Annotated in this window: 12 protein-coding genes and 1 tRNA gene; 8 read left to right on the forward strand and 5 right to left on the reverse strand. The window is 41.4% G+C overall.

Annotation, left to right across the window (positions count from 1 at the left end; all coding sequences use genetic code 11):
* Positions 1-125: 125 nt before the first annotated feature.
* Positions 126-2,057 (reverse strand): DEAD/DEAH box helicase, encoded by a 1,932-nt coding sequence (locus NL647_RS05320; protein WP_009696353.1) that lies wholly within the window; start codon positions 2,055-2,057, stop codon positions 126-128.
* A 379-nt stretch (positions 2,058-2,436) separates the two neighbouring features.
* Here NL647_RS05320 and rnb point away from each other — a divergent pair, with 379 nt between their 5' ends.
* Together rnb and NL647_RS05330 are read left to right on the forward strand one after the other, a co-directional pair.
* Positions 2,437-4,440, forward strand: coding sequence for an exoribonuclease II (gene rnb, locus NL647_RS05325; protein WP_253649777.1), 2,004 nt, complete (start codon positions 2,437-2,439; stop codon positions 4,438-4,440).
* A gap of 71 nt (positions 4,441-4,511) precedes the next feature.
* Positions 4,512-5,306: an AraC family transcriptional regulator gene (locus tag NL647_RS05330; protein ID WP_005452179.1), complete on the forward strand. Its 795-nt coding sequence runs from the start codon at positions 4,512-4,514 to the stop codon at positions 5,304-5,306.
* A 38-nt stretch (positions 5,307-5,344) separates the two neighbouring features.
* On the opposite strand, the gene NL647_RS05335 is transcribed toward NL647_RS05330, so the two are convergent.
* A complete protein-coding gene (locus NL647_RS05335) occupies positions 5,345-5,701 on the reverse strand; it encodes a DUF3024 domain-containing protein (RefSeq protein ID WP_005452180.1) in 357 nt (118 codons plus the stop codon).
* 299 nt (positions 5,702-6,000) lie between these two features.
* Between NL647_RS05335 and NL647_RS05340 the strand changes: the two genes are divergently transcribed.
* Positions 6,001-6,828, forward strand: coding sequence for a phosphate ABC transporter substrate-binding protein (locus tag NL647_RS05340; protein WP_038897478.1), 828 nt, complete (start codon positions 6,001-6,003; stop codon positions 6,826-6,828).
* Positions 6,829-6,892: 64 nt separating this feature from the next.
* On the opposite strand, the gene NL647_RS05345 is transcribed toward NL647_RS05340, so the two are convergent.
* Positions 6,893-7,573 (reverse strand): MaoC family dehydratase, encoded by a 681-nt coding sequence (locus NL647_RS05345; protein ID WP_005452183.1) that lies wholly within the window; start codon positions 7,571-7,573, stop codon positions 6,893-6,895.
* Between the two features lie 329 nt (positions 7,574-7,902).
* Between NL647_RS05345 and NL647_RS05350 the strand changes: the two genes are divergently transcribed.
* From NL647_RS05350 to NL647_RS05370, 5 genes are all read left to right on the forward strand, one after another.
* Positions 7,903-7,993, forward strand: a tRNA-Ser gene (locus tag NL647_RS05350).
* Positions 7,994-8,078: 85 nt separating this feature from the next.
* Positions 8,079-8,264, forward strand: coding sequence for a DUF6538 domain-containing protein (locus NL647_RS05355; protein ID WP_253649778.1), 186 nt, complete (start codon positions 8,079-8,081; stop codon positions 8,262-8,264).
* Positions 8,265-8,761: 497 nt separating this feature from the next.
* Positions 8,762-9,415, forward strand: a complete 654-nt coding sequence (locus tag NL647_RS05360) for a hypothetical protein (RefSeq protein WP_253649779.1) — start codon at positions 8,762-8,764, stop codon at positions 9,413-9,415.
* 1 nt (position 9,416) lies between these two features.
* Entirely contained in the window at positions 9,417-10,451 is a 1,035-nt protein-coding gene (locus tag NL647_RS05365; RefSeq protein WP_253649780.1) for an ATP-binding protein, read from the forward strand.
* 399 nt (positions 10,452-10,850) lie between these two features.
* Positions 10,851-14,663 (forward strand): SIR2 family protein, encoded by a 3,813-nt coding sequence (locus NL647_RS05370; protein ID WP_253649781.1) that lies wholly within the window; start codon positions 10,851-10,853, stop codon positions 14,661-14,663.
* A 297-nt stretch (positions 14,664-14,960) separates the two neighbouring features.
* On the opposite strand, the gene NL647_RS05375 is transcribed toward NL647_RS05370, so the two are convergent.
* Both NL647_RS05375 and NL647_RS05380 read right to left on the reverse strand, forming a co-directional pair.
* Positions 14,961-17,288 carry a hypothetical protein gene (locus NL647_RS05375; protein WP_253649782.1) on the reverse strand — a complete coding sequence of 776 codons (2,328 nt, stop codon included), beginning with the start codon at positions 17,286-17,288 and terminating at the stop codon, positions 14,961-14,963.
* A gap of 314 nt (positions 17,289-17,602) precedes the next feature.
* Positions 17,603-17,767, reverse strand: a complete 165-nt coding sequence (locus NL647_RS05380; RefSeq protein WP_253649783.1) for a hypothetical protein — start codon at positions 17,765-17,767, stop codon at positions 17,603-17,605.
* Positions 17,768-18,216: the final 449 nt, after the last annotated feature.

The following is an 18,216-nucleotide window of genomic DNA, read 5'->3' on the forward strand; positions in this document are numbered from 1 at the left end:
GAATAAAGCAAAAATATTACGAATTTTTTTGAATGAATTGGGCATGGATGAGCAGGGACAAAAAAGCCGAGCTAACTGCTCGGCTTTCAAATTCAACTATTTTTTAATGCAATAGTGTGCAGGTATTATGCTTCTTGTGAGCGACGACCACGACCGTGACCACGTTCACCACGGTGTGCACCACGGTGGTCACCACCACGGTTACGATCGAAACGACGTTCGCCACCTTCACGGTTACCATCTCGGTTGCCGTCACGGTTACCACGGAAGCCACCTTCGCGACGACCGCCTTCACGACGACCACCTTCGCGGTTGCCATCACGGTTGCCACGGTAACCGCCGCCATCACGACGACCGCCATCGCGACGACCACCGTCACGGCGACCACCACGAGACTCACGGAAGTCATCGAAGTCACATACTACAGCACCAACATCTTGTTGACGGATACGTAGCTTGCTTAGCTTGTTCGCAGCATCTGAAGTCATTGCTTTAGGTAGCTGAACGAATGTGTGACCTTGTGCTAGCTTGATTGCACCGATAGAGCCTTTACCTAGACCTAGTTCGTTTGCAAGAGCACCAACGATGTCTTTAACTTGAACGCCTTGCTCGCGACCAACTTGAAGCTGGTAAGTATCCCAGTCTTGGTTGTTGAAGTTGCGACCACCGTCACGACCACCTTCACGGCGCTCTTTACGACGTTGCTTGTCACGCTCAATCGCTTCAATCATTGGGTCTTCGCCAATGTAGAATAGCGGGCGTTTACCTTGCTGACGCTTAAGAAGCATTGCAGCAAGCATTGTTGGGTCGATTTCTAGAGAAGTTTGTAGCTTCTCAACAAGCTCTGCGAACTTGTCTAGAGCTTTGTGCTCTTTCTCTGCTTCCAGTTCAGCCGCTAGCTTGTTTAGACGAGCTTCTGCAACTTGGTCACGTAGAGGAAGTTGGATTTCTTCCATAGATGACTTAGTTACGCGCTCGATAGTGCGAAGCATACGGATTTGGTTAGTGCGAACTAGAAGGATCGCTTTACCTTTACGTCCAGCACGACCAGTACGACCGATACGGTGGATGTAAGACTCAACATCGAATGGGATGTCGTAGTTAAATACGTGAGTAATACGTGGAACATCAAGACCACGTGCAACAACGTCAGTTGCAACTAGGATATCGATAACACCCTGTTTGATGTGATCAACAGTACGTTCACGTAGAGACTGAGGAATGTCACCGTGTAGTGCAGCAGCTTTAAAGCCACGTGCAGATAGCCAATCAGCTAGACGCTCAGTGTCTTGACGAGTACGTACGAATACGATTGACGCGTCAGTTTCTTCAGTTTCAAGAAGACGAGACATAGCTTCATCTTTCTCTACACCCTTCACTACCCAGAACTGTTGTTGAACTTTGTCTACAGTGTGGTTTTTACCAGCAACGTCGATAGTTACAGGATCACGTAGGAAACGCTCAACAATGTTTTTAAGCATTGGAGGCATAGTTGCAGAGAAAAGAACGCGCTGTGCAGATTCTGGAGCGTGCTCCATGATTGCAGTTACGTCGTCCACGAAACCCATGTTTAGCATTTCGTCCGCTTCATCAAGTACGAAAGTGCTAACTTCGTCTAGATGCAGACGTTCACGGTTGATAAGGTCTTGTACACGACCAGGAGTACCAACTACTACGTGTGCACCGTTTTTAAGTGCACGCATTTGATCTACGATAGATGCACCACCGTAGATTTCTAAAACTTTAAGACCCTTGATGTTTTTACCAAGGTTCTTCATCTCAGCCGCAACCTGAATCGCTAGCTCACGTGTTGGAGCAAGTACGATTGCTTGTGGTTTACGTTGGTCAAGATCAAGCTTGTTTAGAAGAGGCAGAGAGAATGCTGCCGTTTTACCTGTACCCGTCTGTGCTTTACCCAGCGCGTCAGCACCTTCCAACAGGTGTGGGATTGCCGCAGCCTGAATTGGAGTTGGTGACACGAAACCCATTCCGTCTAGAGCAGAAAGGATAGAATCATTCAGAGATAAATCGCTGAATTGAATAACAGAATCTTGCATTGGGATCCTACTTAATTAAACAAAAAAACAGTCCCATATGCTCTTCCAATTCGATACTGATCCATCCAATTACTAAATCCGTTCAGACAGGAGCTAGTACAGTACACAACCGCGATAAGCCATTAGGGACGACTAAGGGAGGCGGATTATTCCTTAAATGCATAAAAAAAGCTAGAAAAAATTGAATTACATCACAATTTATTCTCACTAATGGTATTATTCGCATAAATTTCCACCTCTCCCCCCATTCTCCGGAGAGAAAAGCACCAACAAGCTGTTCAATTCATCAATAATTCACAGCGAATTTCTGTGCTTTAGGTAGTAATAATAGTGCGCAATGATTATAGTGTGCCCAATTCCAACGGTAAGTTAAGAAAAGATGTTTCAAGATAACCCGCTATTAGCTCAGCTTAAGCAGCAAATCCAAGAAAACCTGCCTAAAAAAGAAGGCTCAATCAAAGCAACCGATAAAGGCTTTGGCTTCCTGGAAGTGGACAGCAAAACCAGCTTCTTCATCCCACCTGCGTACATGAAAAAGTGCATGCACGGCGACAAAGTCGTTGCCATCATCCGCACTGAAAACGAACGTGAAGTCGCAGAACCACAAGAACTGCTAGAACAAGCCGTAACTCGCTTTATTGGTCGAGTAAAAATGTTCAAAGGCAAGCTAAACGTAGCTCCTGATCACCCACAGCTTAAAAAGCTTTCTCTTAAAGCAAAACTAAAGAAAGGTCTAAAACCTGACGAATTTGCTGAAGGTGACTGGGTTGTCGCGCATCTTATTCGTCACCCACTTAAAGGTGATAACGCTTTCTTTGTAGAAATTTCGGAGAAGATTACCGATTCAAACGACAAGATCGCGCCTTGGTGGGTAACGCTTGCTCAGAATGATCTACCAAACTCTGAGCCAGCAGGCATCGAGAACTGGGAACTGAAAGACGACGCCGATCTAGAACGCGTAGACATGACACATGTTCCTTTTGTAACTATCGATGGTGAATCAACCAAAGATATGGACGATGCACTTTACGCGAAGAAAACAGAATCTGGTGATTTCGAACTGACTATCGCAATCGCAGACCCAACAGCGTACATCACACCTGAAGATGATATGGATAAAGTGGCGCGTGAACGTGGCTACACTATCTACTTACCAGGTCGTAACATCCCAATGCTACCTCGTGATCTAGCGGACAACCTATGTTCTCTAATTGAAGGGGAAATCCGCCCTGCTATCTGCTGCACAGTGACAGTAAATAAAGAAGGCGTGATTGGTGATGACATCAACTTCTTTGCAGCGAACATTAAATCACACGCTCGTCTAGCTTACGATCACGTATCAGACTGGCTAGAAAACGGCAGTTCAGACGTATGGCAACCGTCGGAAGAGATCGCGACGATTGTACGCGACCTATTCGACTTCTCTCGCGCTCGTGCTGAATGGCGTGAAAAGAATGCCGTGGTATTCCCAGATCGCCCTGACTACCGCTTCGAGCTAAGCGAAGACAACGACGTTGTTGCAATCCATGCTGACATGCGTCGCAGCGCAAACCGCCTAGTTGAAGAATCTATGATCACGGCAAACATCTGTGCGGGTCGTACGCTACGTGAAAAGTTCGAAACGGGTGTATTCAATACGCATGCTGGCTTCAAAGCTGAGAAGATTGAAGAAGTAGTTGAACTGGTAAACCCAGAAGGCGCACTAGAGTTCACTGCTGAATCTATCGCGACACTAGAAGGCTTCGCAGCGCTTCGCCGTTGGTTGGGTGAGCAAGAGACTTCTTACCTAGATAACCGTATCCGTAAGTTCCAAACGTACAGCGAAGTGGGCAATCAACCTCTTCCTCACTATGCAATGGGTCTTGATATCTACGCAACTTGGACTTCACCAATTCGTAAATACGGTGACATGATCAACCACCGCATGCTGAAAGCCGTGATTTTGAATAAAGAACCGGTTCAAAAGCCAGACGATGAAGTGGGCGAAGAGCTAGCTCTACACCGTAAACACCACAAAATTGCCGAGCGAAACGTGTCTGATTGGCTATACGCACGCACTCTTGCAGACGAGCCGAACAAGCAAACGTGTTTCACAGGTGAGATTTTCGATATTAATCGTGCCGGAGCACGTGTTCGACTTCTCGAAAATGGCGCAGCAGCCTTTATTCCTGGTAGCTTGATTCTTGATAATAAAGAAAGAATTGAGTGTAACGGCGACAACGGTACCATTTCTATCGATAAAGAAGTGGTATACAAGTTAGGTGATACATTGGAAATCGTTCTAGCAGACGTGAACCAAGAGAACCGCAGCATCGTTGCAAAGCCGACCCAGGTATTCGCTGATAAACCAGCGCCACAAACAGAAGAAACTGTGAGTGAATAATACCGATTGAAGTTTAAAGGCGCTCAATGGAGCGCCTTTTTTATATGTCATGCAAAAAGATAAGAACGAATATGCCGAACATTGAGATCATTCGCTTTAATCACTTCACTGCCCGCAAAAGTGAACGCTACACCGCCACTCACAATGGCTTATATGTTGTTGAAGAAGGCTCACTCATCATTAACCAACCAAGTGGTGAGCAAATTGAATTAAATGCAGGAGACTTCACTCTATATAATTCTGCAGACCTACGCAGCGCTGAAGCTAAGCCCGGAGTGTTTAAAGCACTCGCGCTTGTGTTTGATATTGGCTTGTTTAGCGAGTTTAAATCTACGCATCCAGGCGTACAGTCAGAGACAGAAGAGCGTCGCTTCTACCCTTTCTCTTCAGAAAGCCAATCATCAATTGTAAAACTTAAAGACACGTTAATTCAGTTAGCAGACAATAAAGCGCCACAATACGCCCAAGGTCATATTGCGCTTTCCTTGTTATCACTGATGGTTGAAGTACAGCCGGACATCTTATCGATCATTGATGACGCAAGCAGTCTCACTGCCTCTCAGAAGGCAATTAAGTACATTGAAAAGAACATCGAGAAAGACATCACGTTGGAAGCGCTAGCAACACACATGAGCATGTCTATCGCGACATTGAAACGCAGACTAGCAGCAGAAAACCTTTCGTTCTCGCACATTTTGAAGGTGAAACGCATCAACCACGCAGCAACACAACTGCGAGTGTCACAAAAGTCGATTACTCAAATTGCATTTGAATCCGGCTTTAAGAGCGCCGCACACTTTAGTACTGCGTTTAAATCGATTTATAGCATTACACCAAAAGAATTTCGTAGCCAAATCGCAAAGTAACGCTTGATACGTTACGCATTAGCAGATAGAGAAACCTGTTAATCCCAGAAACACGCTTGAGGATCGCTTTCTAATTCGGCGAGAAGCACCTCAAGCGTCTCACTACTTGGTAGCTTTTCATAAGGCACCCACATCAACTCCTCTCCACGATATGTAGGCACATAGAAACACCAAAGTTGAGTGTTGGCATCAAATAGAATTTTAGCGATGGGAGACGTGTATTCACTGTGTTGTGAATCAAGTAAGAAGTGTGCGTGATAAAGCTCTACACCGTTCTCTATGGGCTCGTATAAACACTTCCCTATCGCTTCTACTGGCAAATTGACATTACGCCTAGCGCAGAGCGTTTGAACCAACTTGTGCAAGCGACTGGTCGCCATTTGAGACACGGACATGAGCGTACTCCTGATATGTTGTTCTTAGTATATACCCAAGTGCCTGAGAGAGGCAGAAATCACCATCGGGGCATGCGCCCGCTCAAACCTAGAATAACACCCCATCTGATGCCGAAAAGCTAACTGTGTCACCTCTTTCGTTTCAAATCAGTAAAATCCACTCATCCTACATTACTGATAGTTATCAACTTAAAGTGAATGCAATCGATCTTTTGCTATGGATATCAACGACCATTCACAAAAGTGTAACCTGAACGAAATATGATGAGCGCTGCTTTATACCGTATTTGGAGTTAAATATGTTACGTCTTTCTGTGGCGACCTTACTAGCCATGGCTTTGTCTCTTCCTTCTGCTATGGCAAAAGAAGTCAACATTTCAGGTTCTACCTCTGTGGCACGCGTAATGGATGTACTGGCTGAAGAATATAATAAAACGCACCCTGACGATTACATTGCAGTACAGGGCATTGGATCAAGCGCTGGTATCACTATGGTGAACAAGGGCGTAGTTGAAATTGGAATGAGCTCACGTTATCTAACAGAAAGCGAGAAAGGCGAAGATCTCAACGTATTCCCTATCGCTTATGATGGTCTTGCTGTTGTCGTTAACCGCACTAACTCTGTAACTAACCTTTCGGAACAACAACTGTTTAATATCTACAAAGGTAAAATCGACAACTGGAAACAGGTGGGTGGATCAGACCAACCTATCGCCGTTGTAACGCGTGAAGCCTCTTCTGGCTCTCGTTACAGCTTTGAAAGCTTGCTAGGTCTCACTAAGATCATCAACGACCGTTTGGTATCAGACATCAATCCGAACAACTTGGTGGTAAACAGCAACAGTATGGTAAAAACCATTGTGAACCATAACCCACACGCTATTGGTTTTATCTCGGTAGGCTCGGTTGATCGCTCTGTAAAAGCCATTCAGTTTGAAGGTACAGACCCAACCGCAACTAACATCGCTAACCACAGCTACAAACTCGCTCGTCCATTCTTAGTTTTGTACAAAGTGGATGGTTTAGATAAAGCAGGTAAAGACTTCGTGAAGTTCCTGAAATCGGAGCAAGGTCAAAAAGCGATTGCAGATTACGGCTACACCCCAGTAAAAAGCTTTAATCAATAAAACGCAGACACAAAAAAAGAGAGCCAATTTCGGCTCTCTTTTTCGTTTGAATCTTTGAATTCGATTAGAAGTGCAATTGAATCACTGAAACAACTACAGCACCAGGTCGACGTACGCCTTCAATTTCTACTTTGATTTCACGCTCAATCTCAAGACCTTTCTTAATTGGCGTAATTTTAGTTAGCGTACTTGATGCACGTACGTTGTTGCCCGCTTTTACTGGGTAAGGGAAACGTACTTGGTTCAAACCTAGGTTCACCACTAGTTTTGCTGTTGGGAACATTGGTTTTTCTGGATCCACAGAATCTGTCAACTTAGGCAACAGCGCTAGCGTCAGGAAGCCATGTGCAATCGTTGTTTTGAATGGAGATTCAGAAGCCGCACGCTCTGGATCTGTATGAATCCATTGCATATCTTCGGTTACAGAACCAAATTGATTAATGCGCTCTTGAGATACGTGAACCCAATCACCTACATGGATCACTTCACCCACCTTCTCGCTTAGCTCATTAAATAGAACTTGCGCTTCAGGCTTTAGCACGATTGGCTCAGGTTGAGGGATCACCTCTTCGTTCACCGCTGGTTGCTGGTGATCGCGAACTTTAGAAAATAGGAAGCTGCTTTGTGCTCGACCTAAGAAGTCACTCCAGTAATCGCGTAGCGTTGGAGACATCCAATTCATAAACTCTGATTGGTGAGCAGAAATCGCACCAACTTTGTCTTTAAATAGATTCGTGACTTTCATAAAAACCCTTAGATAAATTCAGCACAACTGGCTATACCAGTTAATTTTGAATTAGTTCACAATATGTTGCAAACACTTTCGGGCGAACACATGTTTACTCAAAGTCATTTTATTCTTACTTTTCATTAAGATATCAATAAAACACTATTTTATTAAGTAACCACAACATAAAGTAAATACTCTACAAAATACTGTAACAAGCGCCCTTTTGAGCATTCCATCAGACTTCATCCGTCTATAGGTGTGACCACAAAACAAGCAAACAGTTCTTTTTCATTAAAACAATGCTTTACAACGTTTATGCCTCCCCCTATTATACGTCCCGCAACGGAGAGATGGCTGAGTGGTTGAAAGCACCGGTCTTGAAAACCGGCATACGTTAATAGCGTATCTAGGGTTCAAATCCCTATCTCTCCGCCACTTTTAAAGATTAAACCGCTGTTTTTACAGCGGTTTTTTCACATCTAGAACCTCGAAAATCATCTTGCACAGAAAGGTAGCACAGATGTACTTAATGAGACTTCCAAACAGCGTGTACTACACACGCATCGCCACCCCACTTTCACTGCGCAGCAGTGGTTATCCTAAAGAGTTTAAATTCTCCCTACTGACTCGTGAGAGAAAAGTTGCTTACTTAAGAAACATAGAGCAAGTTCAATTGCTTATGGCGTTATTTGAAGGAGCTGATTGATGCTGTGAACAGCTTTGACATCAATCTTAACTAATCGAAACACAAAAAAACCGTCACACTAAAAAGTGTGACGCAATAGCAACCCGCTGCGGTAGTGTCACACTTTTACTTCGTAAAAGATGAACACTACCTGCGGGCAAGAGAGGTATCTCTTGACTCTCTGCCATGCGAACCTCGGTTGGCATGAATAGAACACTTGTAAACACGATTTTGCCCCAAAGCAATTTAACGCAATTACTCAGCGGTAGATTGTGTCGCTGGAGTCACGGTACTTTTCCTTATAGCAGGCTGTGAAGAAACGGGGCTTAGCTCTCCCTATTTCTTTCTGTGTGCACCATATCAAATCTGGTTATTATTTTCATAACGATTCCCTGTACTGATTGGTCTAATCACTGTGGGGGAATTAAACTCATAGCACTCGAAAAAACAACTGATTGATTAGTTTACAAAAATTTGAGATATTAAACAGGTTGATATGAATCTAATGAGATACAGAAATGGCAATTGAAGAAAGCAATTTATTTTATAACTCCTTTGAATTTGTTGTCGAACATGCAGATGTGATATTTAGCGGAATCGGTGTTGCTGCATTAGGTGGTATTTATACAATATCTCGAGGTAAAAAAAACAACCCGAATAGCGATAATAATAATGAGAACTCGATAACAAATAATATAAATATTGGTCTAACCTCTCAAGATAAAGAAGATAAAGAAGATAGAGAGGAAAAGGAATCTCTTTCAACGCCCTTGTCAGATAGTAGAGTTAGAGAAATAAAGAATAACACTAAAATTCTTTTTATTGATGATGACACTCGATTTAAAGTGGTTAAAATATTAAACAAGTCTGGGTGGGTTAACTCTAAGTTAGTCAAGGATATAGATAGCCTTGATTGCCACGATGTGCTTGAATCAGATATAATTTTTGTCGATGTACAAGGTGTTGGCGTTGAGTTGAACTTCAAAGAAGAAGGACTTGGATTAGCATCTGCATTAAAAGACAAATACCCGCAAAAAAAAATAATAATTTACTCTGCGGAGCAGAAAGGGGATAGGTTCCATGAGGCCTTGCGAAAGGTTGACGACTTTTTAGCTAAAGATGTAGATCCTTATCAGTTTACCTCTTTAGTTGAGAAGTTTGCGGGAGTGTAATATGAGTTTTCAATACAAAATTCTTGATAAGCAAGGCAAGACTATTATTAATAAGTTGCCTGAAAAATATCATTATTTAATAGAGTTAACGGTTGATTCAAGAATTAGTAAGAAAGAGAATTTATTCGGTTCAAATATAAGGTATGTAAAAATAAGTAATGGTAAATATACCATTTTTGCGTTAACTACTAAAACTCAATATATAAAAAGCAGTAGAAAGTTTAACACTGAAGTACAACTAATTTTGGATTGTATGGATGATGCAATTAAATTCAGGTCGGACTTTATAAAAAATACCCATGAACATACTAATCGATTAATTCACAACCTTGTTACGTTAAATGCACATAATATGCAAGAGGTTTATTCGATAATACCACAAGAAGTTCTAGCTGATAAAAGAAATAAACAATGGAAAAAAGTTATCACCGAGCACGTTCAAGAAGACTTATCTGAAGCTGCATTATCTTTAGTTAGAATAGCAAAGAATAGCCTTAAAATGAAAACTGAGATCTCTGTTTATGATTCTCTAAGAAACGGTAGAGTGAGCTTAGAACAAAAGAATCATCATATTCATAGGGTTTTGATGAATTTATTTTATGTTTTTTTTCCCGACTTTACTGATAAAGATGTATTAGTAAACGTTGAAAGAACAACTTTGCAATCTGTTTTTGATTACGAAACAGTAACCGTTGCCTTGTACTATATACTTGATAATATTGTGAAGTATATAAAACCCAATTCAGAACTTACGGTCTCAATAGATAAAGAACAGTTTTCATCAAAAATAACGATAACCTTTGATATGCTCAGTATTAAAGTGGATGAATCGGAGTTGGAAAAAATATTTGAAGAAGGGGTTTCAGGTCATCATGCGACTCGCTGTGGAAAAGCAGGACAAGGGATTGGTATGGGCCGAGCTCGCGAATTACTTAAAATTAATAATATGGACATACATTTTGAGCCAGTTAAAGATACCGAATTAAACCAACTTCACTACTGCTATCAGCGCAATTTAGTAAAAGTAATACTTTAATGTTTGGTTCCGTTACGTGTAAATCAGCCACCTTGATAAAAGGTGGCTGCTTGGGGTTGGGGATACTAAAAGTTATCCGTATTTTCTTAATTTAAGTGATCACCTTAAGAAGCTTTTGTCCAGAACCTTCACTGTTGGCACTTCGTAACTCTGAAGTGCCCCAAAATGCGCAGCCTTACCTCTGCCCCTCTAATTTAAGAAAAGCCATTTGACTTAATTTTTCTTATCCGAACAAAGGACATTTCGTCAGAGCTTTCTAAGTTAAATATGATATTGTAATCGTATTGCTATTCTTAGTGCAGCTATTACCAATAGGAGCGCTATCACCTTTATTGATGCGATTAATCATCGCTTAAGTCACAACACCTAAAAGTTAGAACTTTAAACACAAAAGGAAACATGATGCGATTCCTCGAAAATGGACCTTCAATACCTGATGAACTCTTATTAGCCAGAGACCAAGGTCGAGTGGTGTTTTTTTGTGGCGCAGGTGTTTCAAGAGCAAAAGCGGGTTTTGCCGATTTTTTTGGGCTAGCTTCATCAGTAACATCTGAGCTTGGTGTAGAAACCAACAGCCCTGCCTTGAAGCTTATAGATGCTGCTAAAGAAATAACCGCTAGTACTGGCGTGGAAGGAGTAGTTTCGGCTGACAGGATATTTGGTTTGCTAGAGCGAGAGTTCTTAACGAGCGATATATATAAATCAGTAGCTAAGGCTCTCACACCTGAGGGAGAAGTTGACCTTAGTGCGCACCAAACGATGCTTAAACTAGCTACAACGAATGATGGCATAGTACGTTTGGTAACAACTAACTTTGATCGCTTATTTGATCTTTGCAAACCAGATATACATACCTTTATCCCCCCAAGACTACCTGATCTTAATCATTCCGTTGAATTTAATGGCACTGTATATCTTCATGGCAAAGTAAACGAGGATGGTACAGGTGCTGCAAGCAACGGCTTCGTCCTCTCAAGTTCTGAATTTGGAGATGCTTACTTGGCTAATGGCTGGGCTACTTCATTTGTCAAAGGGATATTGGAAAAATATGTCGTAGTTTTTGTCGGTTATTCTGCGGACGATCCGCCAATTCAGTATTTGTTAGAAGCACTCAATAAAAGCTCAAGTCATCTCAACGATATATACGCATTTCAATCTGGTGATGAAAGTTACGCTAGCTCAAAATGGCACCATAAAGGGGTAAAAGCGATTGCGTATGACGAAACAAATGGACATATCGCGCTTTGGAACACTTTGGAATCTTGGGCCGAGCGTGCTTCTGACCCGGATGCATGGTATCAAGGAATAATCACAAAGGCTGGAATGGGGCCTCACCTCTTACTGCCCTTTGAACGCGGTCAGATTGCACATATTGTTTCAACAACCGAAGGAGCCAAAAAGTTTGCTAATAGTGAAATACTAGCTCCTGCCACTTGGCTTCATGTGTTTGATCCTGAATTGAGATATGAAGCTCCTCGTAAAAATTTATCCGGTTCAGAAAACCTAACTGAGATGGTAGACCCATTTCACCTTTACTCTTTGGATTCGGATCATACACCACAGCATGTTGACCCTAATGACTTTTATAACAAACGTGAAGTTCCCACAGGAGCATGGGATGCTTTTGAGTTTAACTCACAAGACATTAAAGGAACACAAGACCAACGTTCTATAAGATTTAGACGGGATGATTCCAGTTACCCTCAGTTTTCAACCCTGCCTCAAAGGCTCAACGCATTAACATATTGGTTGAGTAGAGTGGCGGAACAGCCAGAAGTAATCTGGTGGGTTACGAAGCAGCAATGCCTTCATCCTTGGGTTCAGTTTGTACTTAAGTCAGAATGTGAGCGTCGTTCTAAAGATATGGATAGTACACTCAATCAGGCATGGAGCTATGTTTTGGATGGCTTTGAACAAACTGATAAAGGAGGACACCGCGATTGGTTTACTCTGGAAAGAGCAATTAAGAATAATGGTTGGTGTCCCAGAAAATTACGGCAATTTGAAAAGGTAACGAAACCATTCATCAAGATCACGCCGCCTTTCCGCACCCCGAATGAGATCAACTGGGAGCAGATTAGTTTAAAAGACTTAATTCATTTAGATGTCCATTACTCAGAACTACCAAGAAGGCTTGAAATTTCTGATGAGTGGATAATTCGTACCGTTGAAGTCCTGAGACGTAACCTAGAGCTTGCTGTTGAACTAGAAAAAGAAATAGGAGGATATGGCCTGAGCCTGAGTTGTTCGTTAACATCCGAGAAGAATACAGAGGATGCGTATAGTCGAACTTACGGTCTATCTGCATGGGTATTGCTGTTTGTTTCTTACTTAGAGAAATTAGTTTTGATTGACCTTGATGCTGCTCGGAAGGAGCTTTCAAGGTGGCCATGCGATGACAGTACTATCTTTGCAAGGTTAAAGATTTGGGCGTTAGGGAAAACCAATCTTGTGCCTAATGAAAGTATTATTACTACTTTAAATCAACTTTCAGACGAAGCATTTTGGGATAGTTATCATGCTAGAGACTTGCTTCTTGCTTTCGTAGCTAGATGGAAAGAACTCGACCAATGTAGCCGTTCCACAATAGAAAATAGAATATTGCAAGGACCTAAACTTTGGAAAACCGAAGATGAAAGTAGATTTAAGGAACGGAAAGCGAGAAATATTCTGGATAGAGTAACTTGGCTTAAACAAAATGGTTGTGAGTTAACAATAGCGACGGATAAGTTAGTTGATAGGCTAAGAGATGATACGCCGGAATGGAAGCCTGAGCATGCAAAAGGTGCAGCGCGTTCCTTTGAAGTTCGCAGTGGTATTGTTACGAAAAATACAGACTATTCTTTGTTAGCAGATGAGCCAATCGCCTCAATCCTTGAAAGAGCAAGTGAATTATCTGGTAGGCAAGCTGATTTTTTGATTGATGAAGACCCATTTCTTGGTTTATCACAAGAAAAACCGATTCGAGCTTTCAGAGCGTTAACTTGTTCGGCAAAAAAGGGAAATATTGTTGACTGGGCTTGGGATACTTTCCTTTATTCGGAAGCTCGTAAGAATGATAAACCCCAATTTATGGCATTAATTGCAGAGCGTTTGTCTGGTTTTACCAGTGACGACTTGGCAAAAATACTTCGTTCAGTATCAAGCTGGTTTGAGAAATCTACTAGCGTACTTGCTGATAACTATTATGCTACATACTATAAATTAGCGTTTAAATTAGTTGATGCAATGTCGATACAACCTGCTAAGGGTGAATCTTCAATAATTCGAGGTAGTAAAGCTCCTGATTGGTCCATGGAGTCAATAAACTCGCCAACTGGAAACTTAACTAGTGCAATACTGCAATCACAGCATAGCCGTACTTTTGAATCTGGAGAGTGCTTCACTGGAAATTTATTGTTAATGCTCAACCAATTATTAGCTTTACCTAATGATTTACATCGTTACGCAATGGTTATACTTAGCCGCAGTTTAAGTTGGTGCTTTTGGGTTGATCCTGACTGGACTCAACGGAACTTACTTTCTGCCTTAAACTCTTCTTCCGGAGAAGACCGTCAGGCATTTTGGGCTGGTGTTTTATGGGGAGGAGTTTCCGGGAAAGAACTATTCACCATTTTGAAGCCAAGTATTCTGGAACTGGCATACTCGGGAGAAGTTGAGAGCAGAGGTCATCAGGATGCTATTGTGCGATTGATTTTCTCAGCTTGGAAAATTAAAGATGAGGATGAAAGGTGGGTATCTGATCTTGAATTAAAAGAAGTATTAATTAAAGCAAGTGATGACTTTAGGTGTGGAATATTATGGCAAGCCAGGCATGGAGGTAGTGAAGACAAAGAGCATTGGTTACAACCATTCAGAGAACTTATCTCAAAAGTTTGGCCTAAACAGCTTGCTGCTAAATCACCCGCTGTATCTGAGCGCCTTTGTGATATCGCATTTTGGTCAGAAGATCACTTTCCTGAAATTGTAAACCTAATCACTCCGTTCTTAACGAAATTAGAACGCGCTAACCACATCTACCTAAATGACGATAACGTACTTAAAAAATATCCTAATGATCTTTTGTTACTTCTGAACATCGTATTACCTGATGATGTTAACAAATGGCCTTACAACATTGGGGAGTATTTAGATCAAATGATAGAAGCTAGTACCGAGTTAGGTGATGATGAACGCTTTATCGAACTCAAAAGAAAATGGGATGCTAGGTGAGTCGATTTTAACAAATATTTGAGATTTTAAGTTACTTTTTCTTATCGGAGTAAGGCGCGTTAGGGCGATATATCTAACGCGTTTTTGCCCAGAGTCTTCATAGACCTGAGTTTTTACTCTTGGTGCTTTACTCTTGGTACTTTCTGACTCGAAAGTGCCCCTTTTCGTGTTTCACTCTTCCTGAGTTGTCAAACTAAAGTCGAATTTTTGACTTACTTTATCCCATCCTATGATCCGCCCTTTAACATTTACTCATTTTGTTAATGTGTGACTGAATTTGAAATTGAAATGCTTCTTTTATGTCTTGCTCAATGACGCATTTACTCTTAATACAATGTTGCCATTCTCACTGTTGACCGTAAACCGGTCTAAGTTCAATCGTTCTAAAATAGCTTTAATATTAGGATCGATATCTTCGAAAACATACACAGGGTCGAGTTCTTGTTTGGAGACAAATAAGTACACTAATGGTGTAAGAAACTCTTTATCCACAAAGCCTGGGATGTGTTTGATATCAACGTTTGTAATCTTTAAAGTTGGGTTAAAGGACAATTTATCTAAAGAACTGTTAATAGAAGGATTAAATCTTACCCTTCCACCGACACCGGCTTTGACTGTTGCTGCAGCGACTTGTTTCCATTCGTGTGACGTAACAGGAACTTTCGTTTTGATAGGGTCATTGCATGTTGTTGGAACGTGTATACCCCATCGATTTTTTCTAATACATGGTCGTTTCTTGGAAATTACTTTGTTTTCCATACGGGTTGTTAGGACGTCAGCATGTAGTTCCGTTCTAATGGCACCACCGACTGTAACATTAGCGTGGTTGCCTTCTAATGATAATGTGCCTAAATGTACGCCGTATATGTTGCTTCGGGTCCGAGTATCTTTCACGGTAAATGCACTAAGTAAGCGAGTAGCGTCTCTACCAGGAACACCTCCATATTTTGGTTCCGTAGGTTCAGCAAGTACTTGTCTAACCGCCGTTTCTAGATTGGACTGTGGTAGGCTCAACTCCATTTTTACTCCAGTCAGGAGCAACCCTGTTTGTTTTCCATATTCAAAGCCAATCTCTGGTACTTTTAGGTATGCATCTTTTGCTAAAGTCGTAATAGCAACATTGTTGATCGTACTGACCCCAGACTCAAACCCTAGTGAACCTTCAAAACCATCTACTGTACCGTCAAGTGATAGCAAAGTGTTGTTAAAATCCAGCTTTGGTAAATCAGGAGCTATTAACGTGAAGCTAGAAATACTTGTTTGTGTGCTGAAAATGAAACCCTGGTTGTTCTCACCATAACCAATAACTAGCGGTTGATTTAAAGTTAGTTCTAATGGCTCTTTTAAATGGACTATTAGGTGCTCATTATCACTGTTTAATCCATACTCGATAGTGTCGGCATCTATAACCAGAGCATTCATAGTTAATTTAAGTTCTTCTGGCCTACTTATCTCGAAAGGGTCTATTTTTAGTGTGGCTGAATTAATTTTTAAGGATTTCCCAGACGAAAAAAGTATGTCTTTAGCTTGCACTTGTAGTGGGAATTCACTAGATAGAACTATCCCGTGAACTCCAGTTTCATGATCAATGGATAGTTTTAATGGGCTGATACCTGTGATCGTGTACTGAATCTCTCCAGATTGTTCTATGAAATCGACAAAAAGCAACGCATCAAAGTTTAGCTTTGAAGACTCAGAGCGACGATTGAAGCTAAAGGACCCGCTCTGAGCGTTCAGAGATAGTCCGTTTAATGAGAAATTCGTATCATTTTCACTAATAAACTGAACTTTGCCTATATTCACACCGATATTATTGGGTTGACTAGTAATGGTGAAATGGTCTTCGTGGTAATGCGCTTGACCATCAATTCGGAAGCCAGCCTGCTGTATTTGATATTGTGATGATTCAGATTGAGAGTTGATATAAACATTGCCAGCTGAGATGGAAATGTCTGAGAATAAATCACCTTTAGAGCTTTGGGTAAAGCTTGAAAGAGCAACAGTACCACCCCCGGCCATAGTAATTTGGTGACCATCAATGGTAATTTGGGAATCTGGTAGAAATATCCCTGCAGCTTCAGAGACAGTGAATGAATCAAGCTTGAAAGATAACAAACTGAGTCCTTCTGAGACGATTTCTTCTTTCAGAATGTATTTACTTAAAACATATCCAAGCGCATTAGCTATGTGTAACCTAGCTTCTAAATTAATGTTGCCATTTTTATGACTAAGTGTTTGGACTGAGATCATTTCATTATTGCCTAGTCCAACTTTTATTGGCTTGGATGCTTTGATAAAAAAAGTATCGAAGGCCGGAGCAATTTCTATCCCTTTATCGATCTGTTTATATGGAGCCATGTTGGCCATTAGGTCTATACTAAGTTCGGTATTATTTTCTATTTTTATAGTGATATTGTCGTTATCATATGGGATTAAGTAGCTTCCTGAATCCAATGTCCCTTTTCCTTTCAGCGTCCATTGGTCCACTTCGGCCAACATTACATTGGTGGCAGTATTTTCGATTACAAACGATTCAGGGGCAGGGAGTTTAACTTCCCACCACCCGAACCAACAACCATTGAGTGCCAAACTGATGAATAATATGAATGTGAGTCTATAAGCCATTATTGTGATCCCTATTATTTATGTTCTACACTGTAGTAATTCGTGCCATGTAGCTATTTGTGTAACCAGTGCCCATTTTCTCTAGCGAACATAAAAAAGCCTCCATGTGAATGGATAGACAAAGGGTTGGTAAAACGATAGTGCAACTAGTTAAATATTTCTTAGAGTGGAAGCAACATCACAGATTGTCGACATAGTTTTTGTTGTACGAATGCCTTATTGCATATTTCAGAGCATTCCGACCAGTCATTTCGGAATTATCCGATCACCCATTTCCGATGTCTTTCAAGTAAGTTGTCGCCGTTTTTACATATTCACAACACTTTAGGCTGCTTTGTCTCTGGATTTAAGAACATCTCGTCAATAGAGCTCCAATCTCTTGTTTGCCCGCTCCAACGTTCTGGGTTTGTTACTTGAGCTTTACGATAAACAAGCTTACGTTGCTCTAAGATGTCATGATCTTCACCAGACTTTCCCATACCAAAAGTTATCCTTTAAGTTATGACTCTAAGAAGGTTTTGTCCAAAAGTGTGCTAGGAGTTCAGTTGGGCTTGGAAGGTTAGTAAGTTAATAAGTTCAGTAACTAACTTACTAACCTAACGCTATGAGGTAAATCATCGGATTTGTCTTGACGCTAAGCTATGAAGTGGCTTTAATCTGTACCAGACAGATGACTAAATTGATTTGTTTGAAAGCTATATAAACCATTGTAAAATAAGCGTATTTTTACTTAGACCGTTGGGTTCAAATCCCTATCTCTCCGCCACATTCCGGTAAAAAGCCCGTTAAGAGATTAGCGGGCTTTTTCGTATTTCAGTGATTTAAAGGGATTAGCCCAAATCCCTCCTTAAATGCAAACCCAAACTAGGCGTCCCCGAACTCCGTCACATTTGCCGTGTGACAGCTAGGGAAGAGATTTGAGACTCCC

The sequence above is a fragment of the Vibrio sp. Y29_XK_CS5 genome (genome assembly GCF_024181835.1).
GTDB classification, from domain to species: Bacteria; Pseudomonadota; Gammaproteobacteria; order Enterobacterales; family Vibrionaceae; genus Vibrio; species Vibrio harveyi.

What these genes read in the sequence shown, in the direction of transcription:
- NL647_RS05360 (WP_253649779.1), top strand. Translation starts at nt 8,762, where the DNA reads ATGGCAATTGAAGAAAGCAATTTATTTTATAACTCCTTTGAATTTGTT.
- NL647_RS05330 (WP_005452179.1), top strand. Translation starts at nt 4,512, where the DNA reads ATGCCGAACATTGAGATCATTCGCTTTAATCACTTCACTGCCCGCAAA.
- NL647_RS05340 (WP_038897478.1), top strand. Translation starts at nt 6,001, where the DNA reads ATGTTACGTCTTTCTGTGGCGACCTTACTAGCCATGGCTTTGTCTCTT.
- NL647_RS05335 (WP_005452180.1), bottom strand. Translation starts at nt 5,701, where the DNA reads ATGTCCGTGTCTCAAATGGCGACCAGTCGCTTGCACAAGTTGGTTCAA.
- NL647_RS05345 (WP_005452183.1), bottom strand. Translation starts at nt 7,573, where the DNA reads ATGAAAGTCACGAATCTATTTAAAGACAAAGTTGGTGCGATTTCTGCT.
- NL647_RS05375 (WP_253649782.1), bottom strand. Translation starts at nt 17,288, where the DNA reads ATGGCTTATAGACTCACATTCATATTATTCATCAGTTTGGCACTCAAT.
- NL647_RS05355 (WP_253649778.1), top strand. Translation starts at nt 8,079, where the DNA reads ATGTACTTAATGAGACTTCCAAACAGCGTGTACTACACACGCATCGCC.
- rnb (WP_253649777.1), top strand. Translation starts at nt 2,437, where the DNA reads ATGTTTCAAGATAACCCGCTATTAGCTCAGCTTAAGCAGCAAATCCAA.
- NL647_RS05370 (WP_253649781.1), top strand. Translation starts at nt 10,851, where the DNA reads ATGATGCGATTCCTCGAAAATGGACCTTCAATACCTGATGAACTCTTA.
- NL647_RS05320 (WP_009696353.1), bottom strand. Translation starts at nt 2,057, where the DNA reads ATGCAAGATTCTGTTATTCAATTCAGCGATTTATCTCTGAATGATTCT.
- NL647_RS05380 (WP_253649783.1), bottom strand. Translation starts at nt 17,767, where the DNA reads ATGGGAAAGTCTGGTGAAGATCATGACATCTTAGAGCAACGTAAGCTT.
- NL647_RS05365 (WP_253649780.1), top strand. Translation starts at nt 9,417, where the DNA reads ATGAGTTTTCAATACAAAATTCTTGATAAGCAAGGCAAGACTATTATT.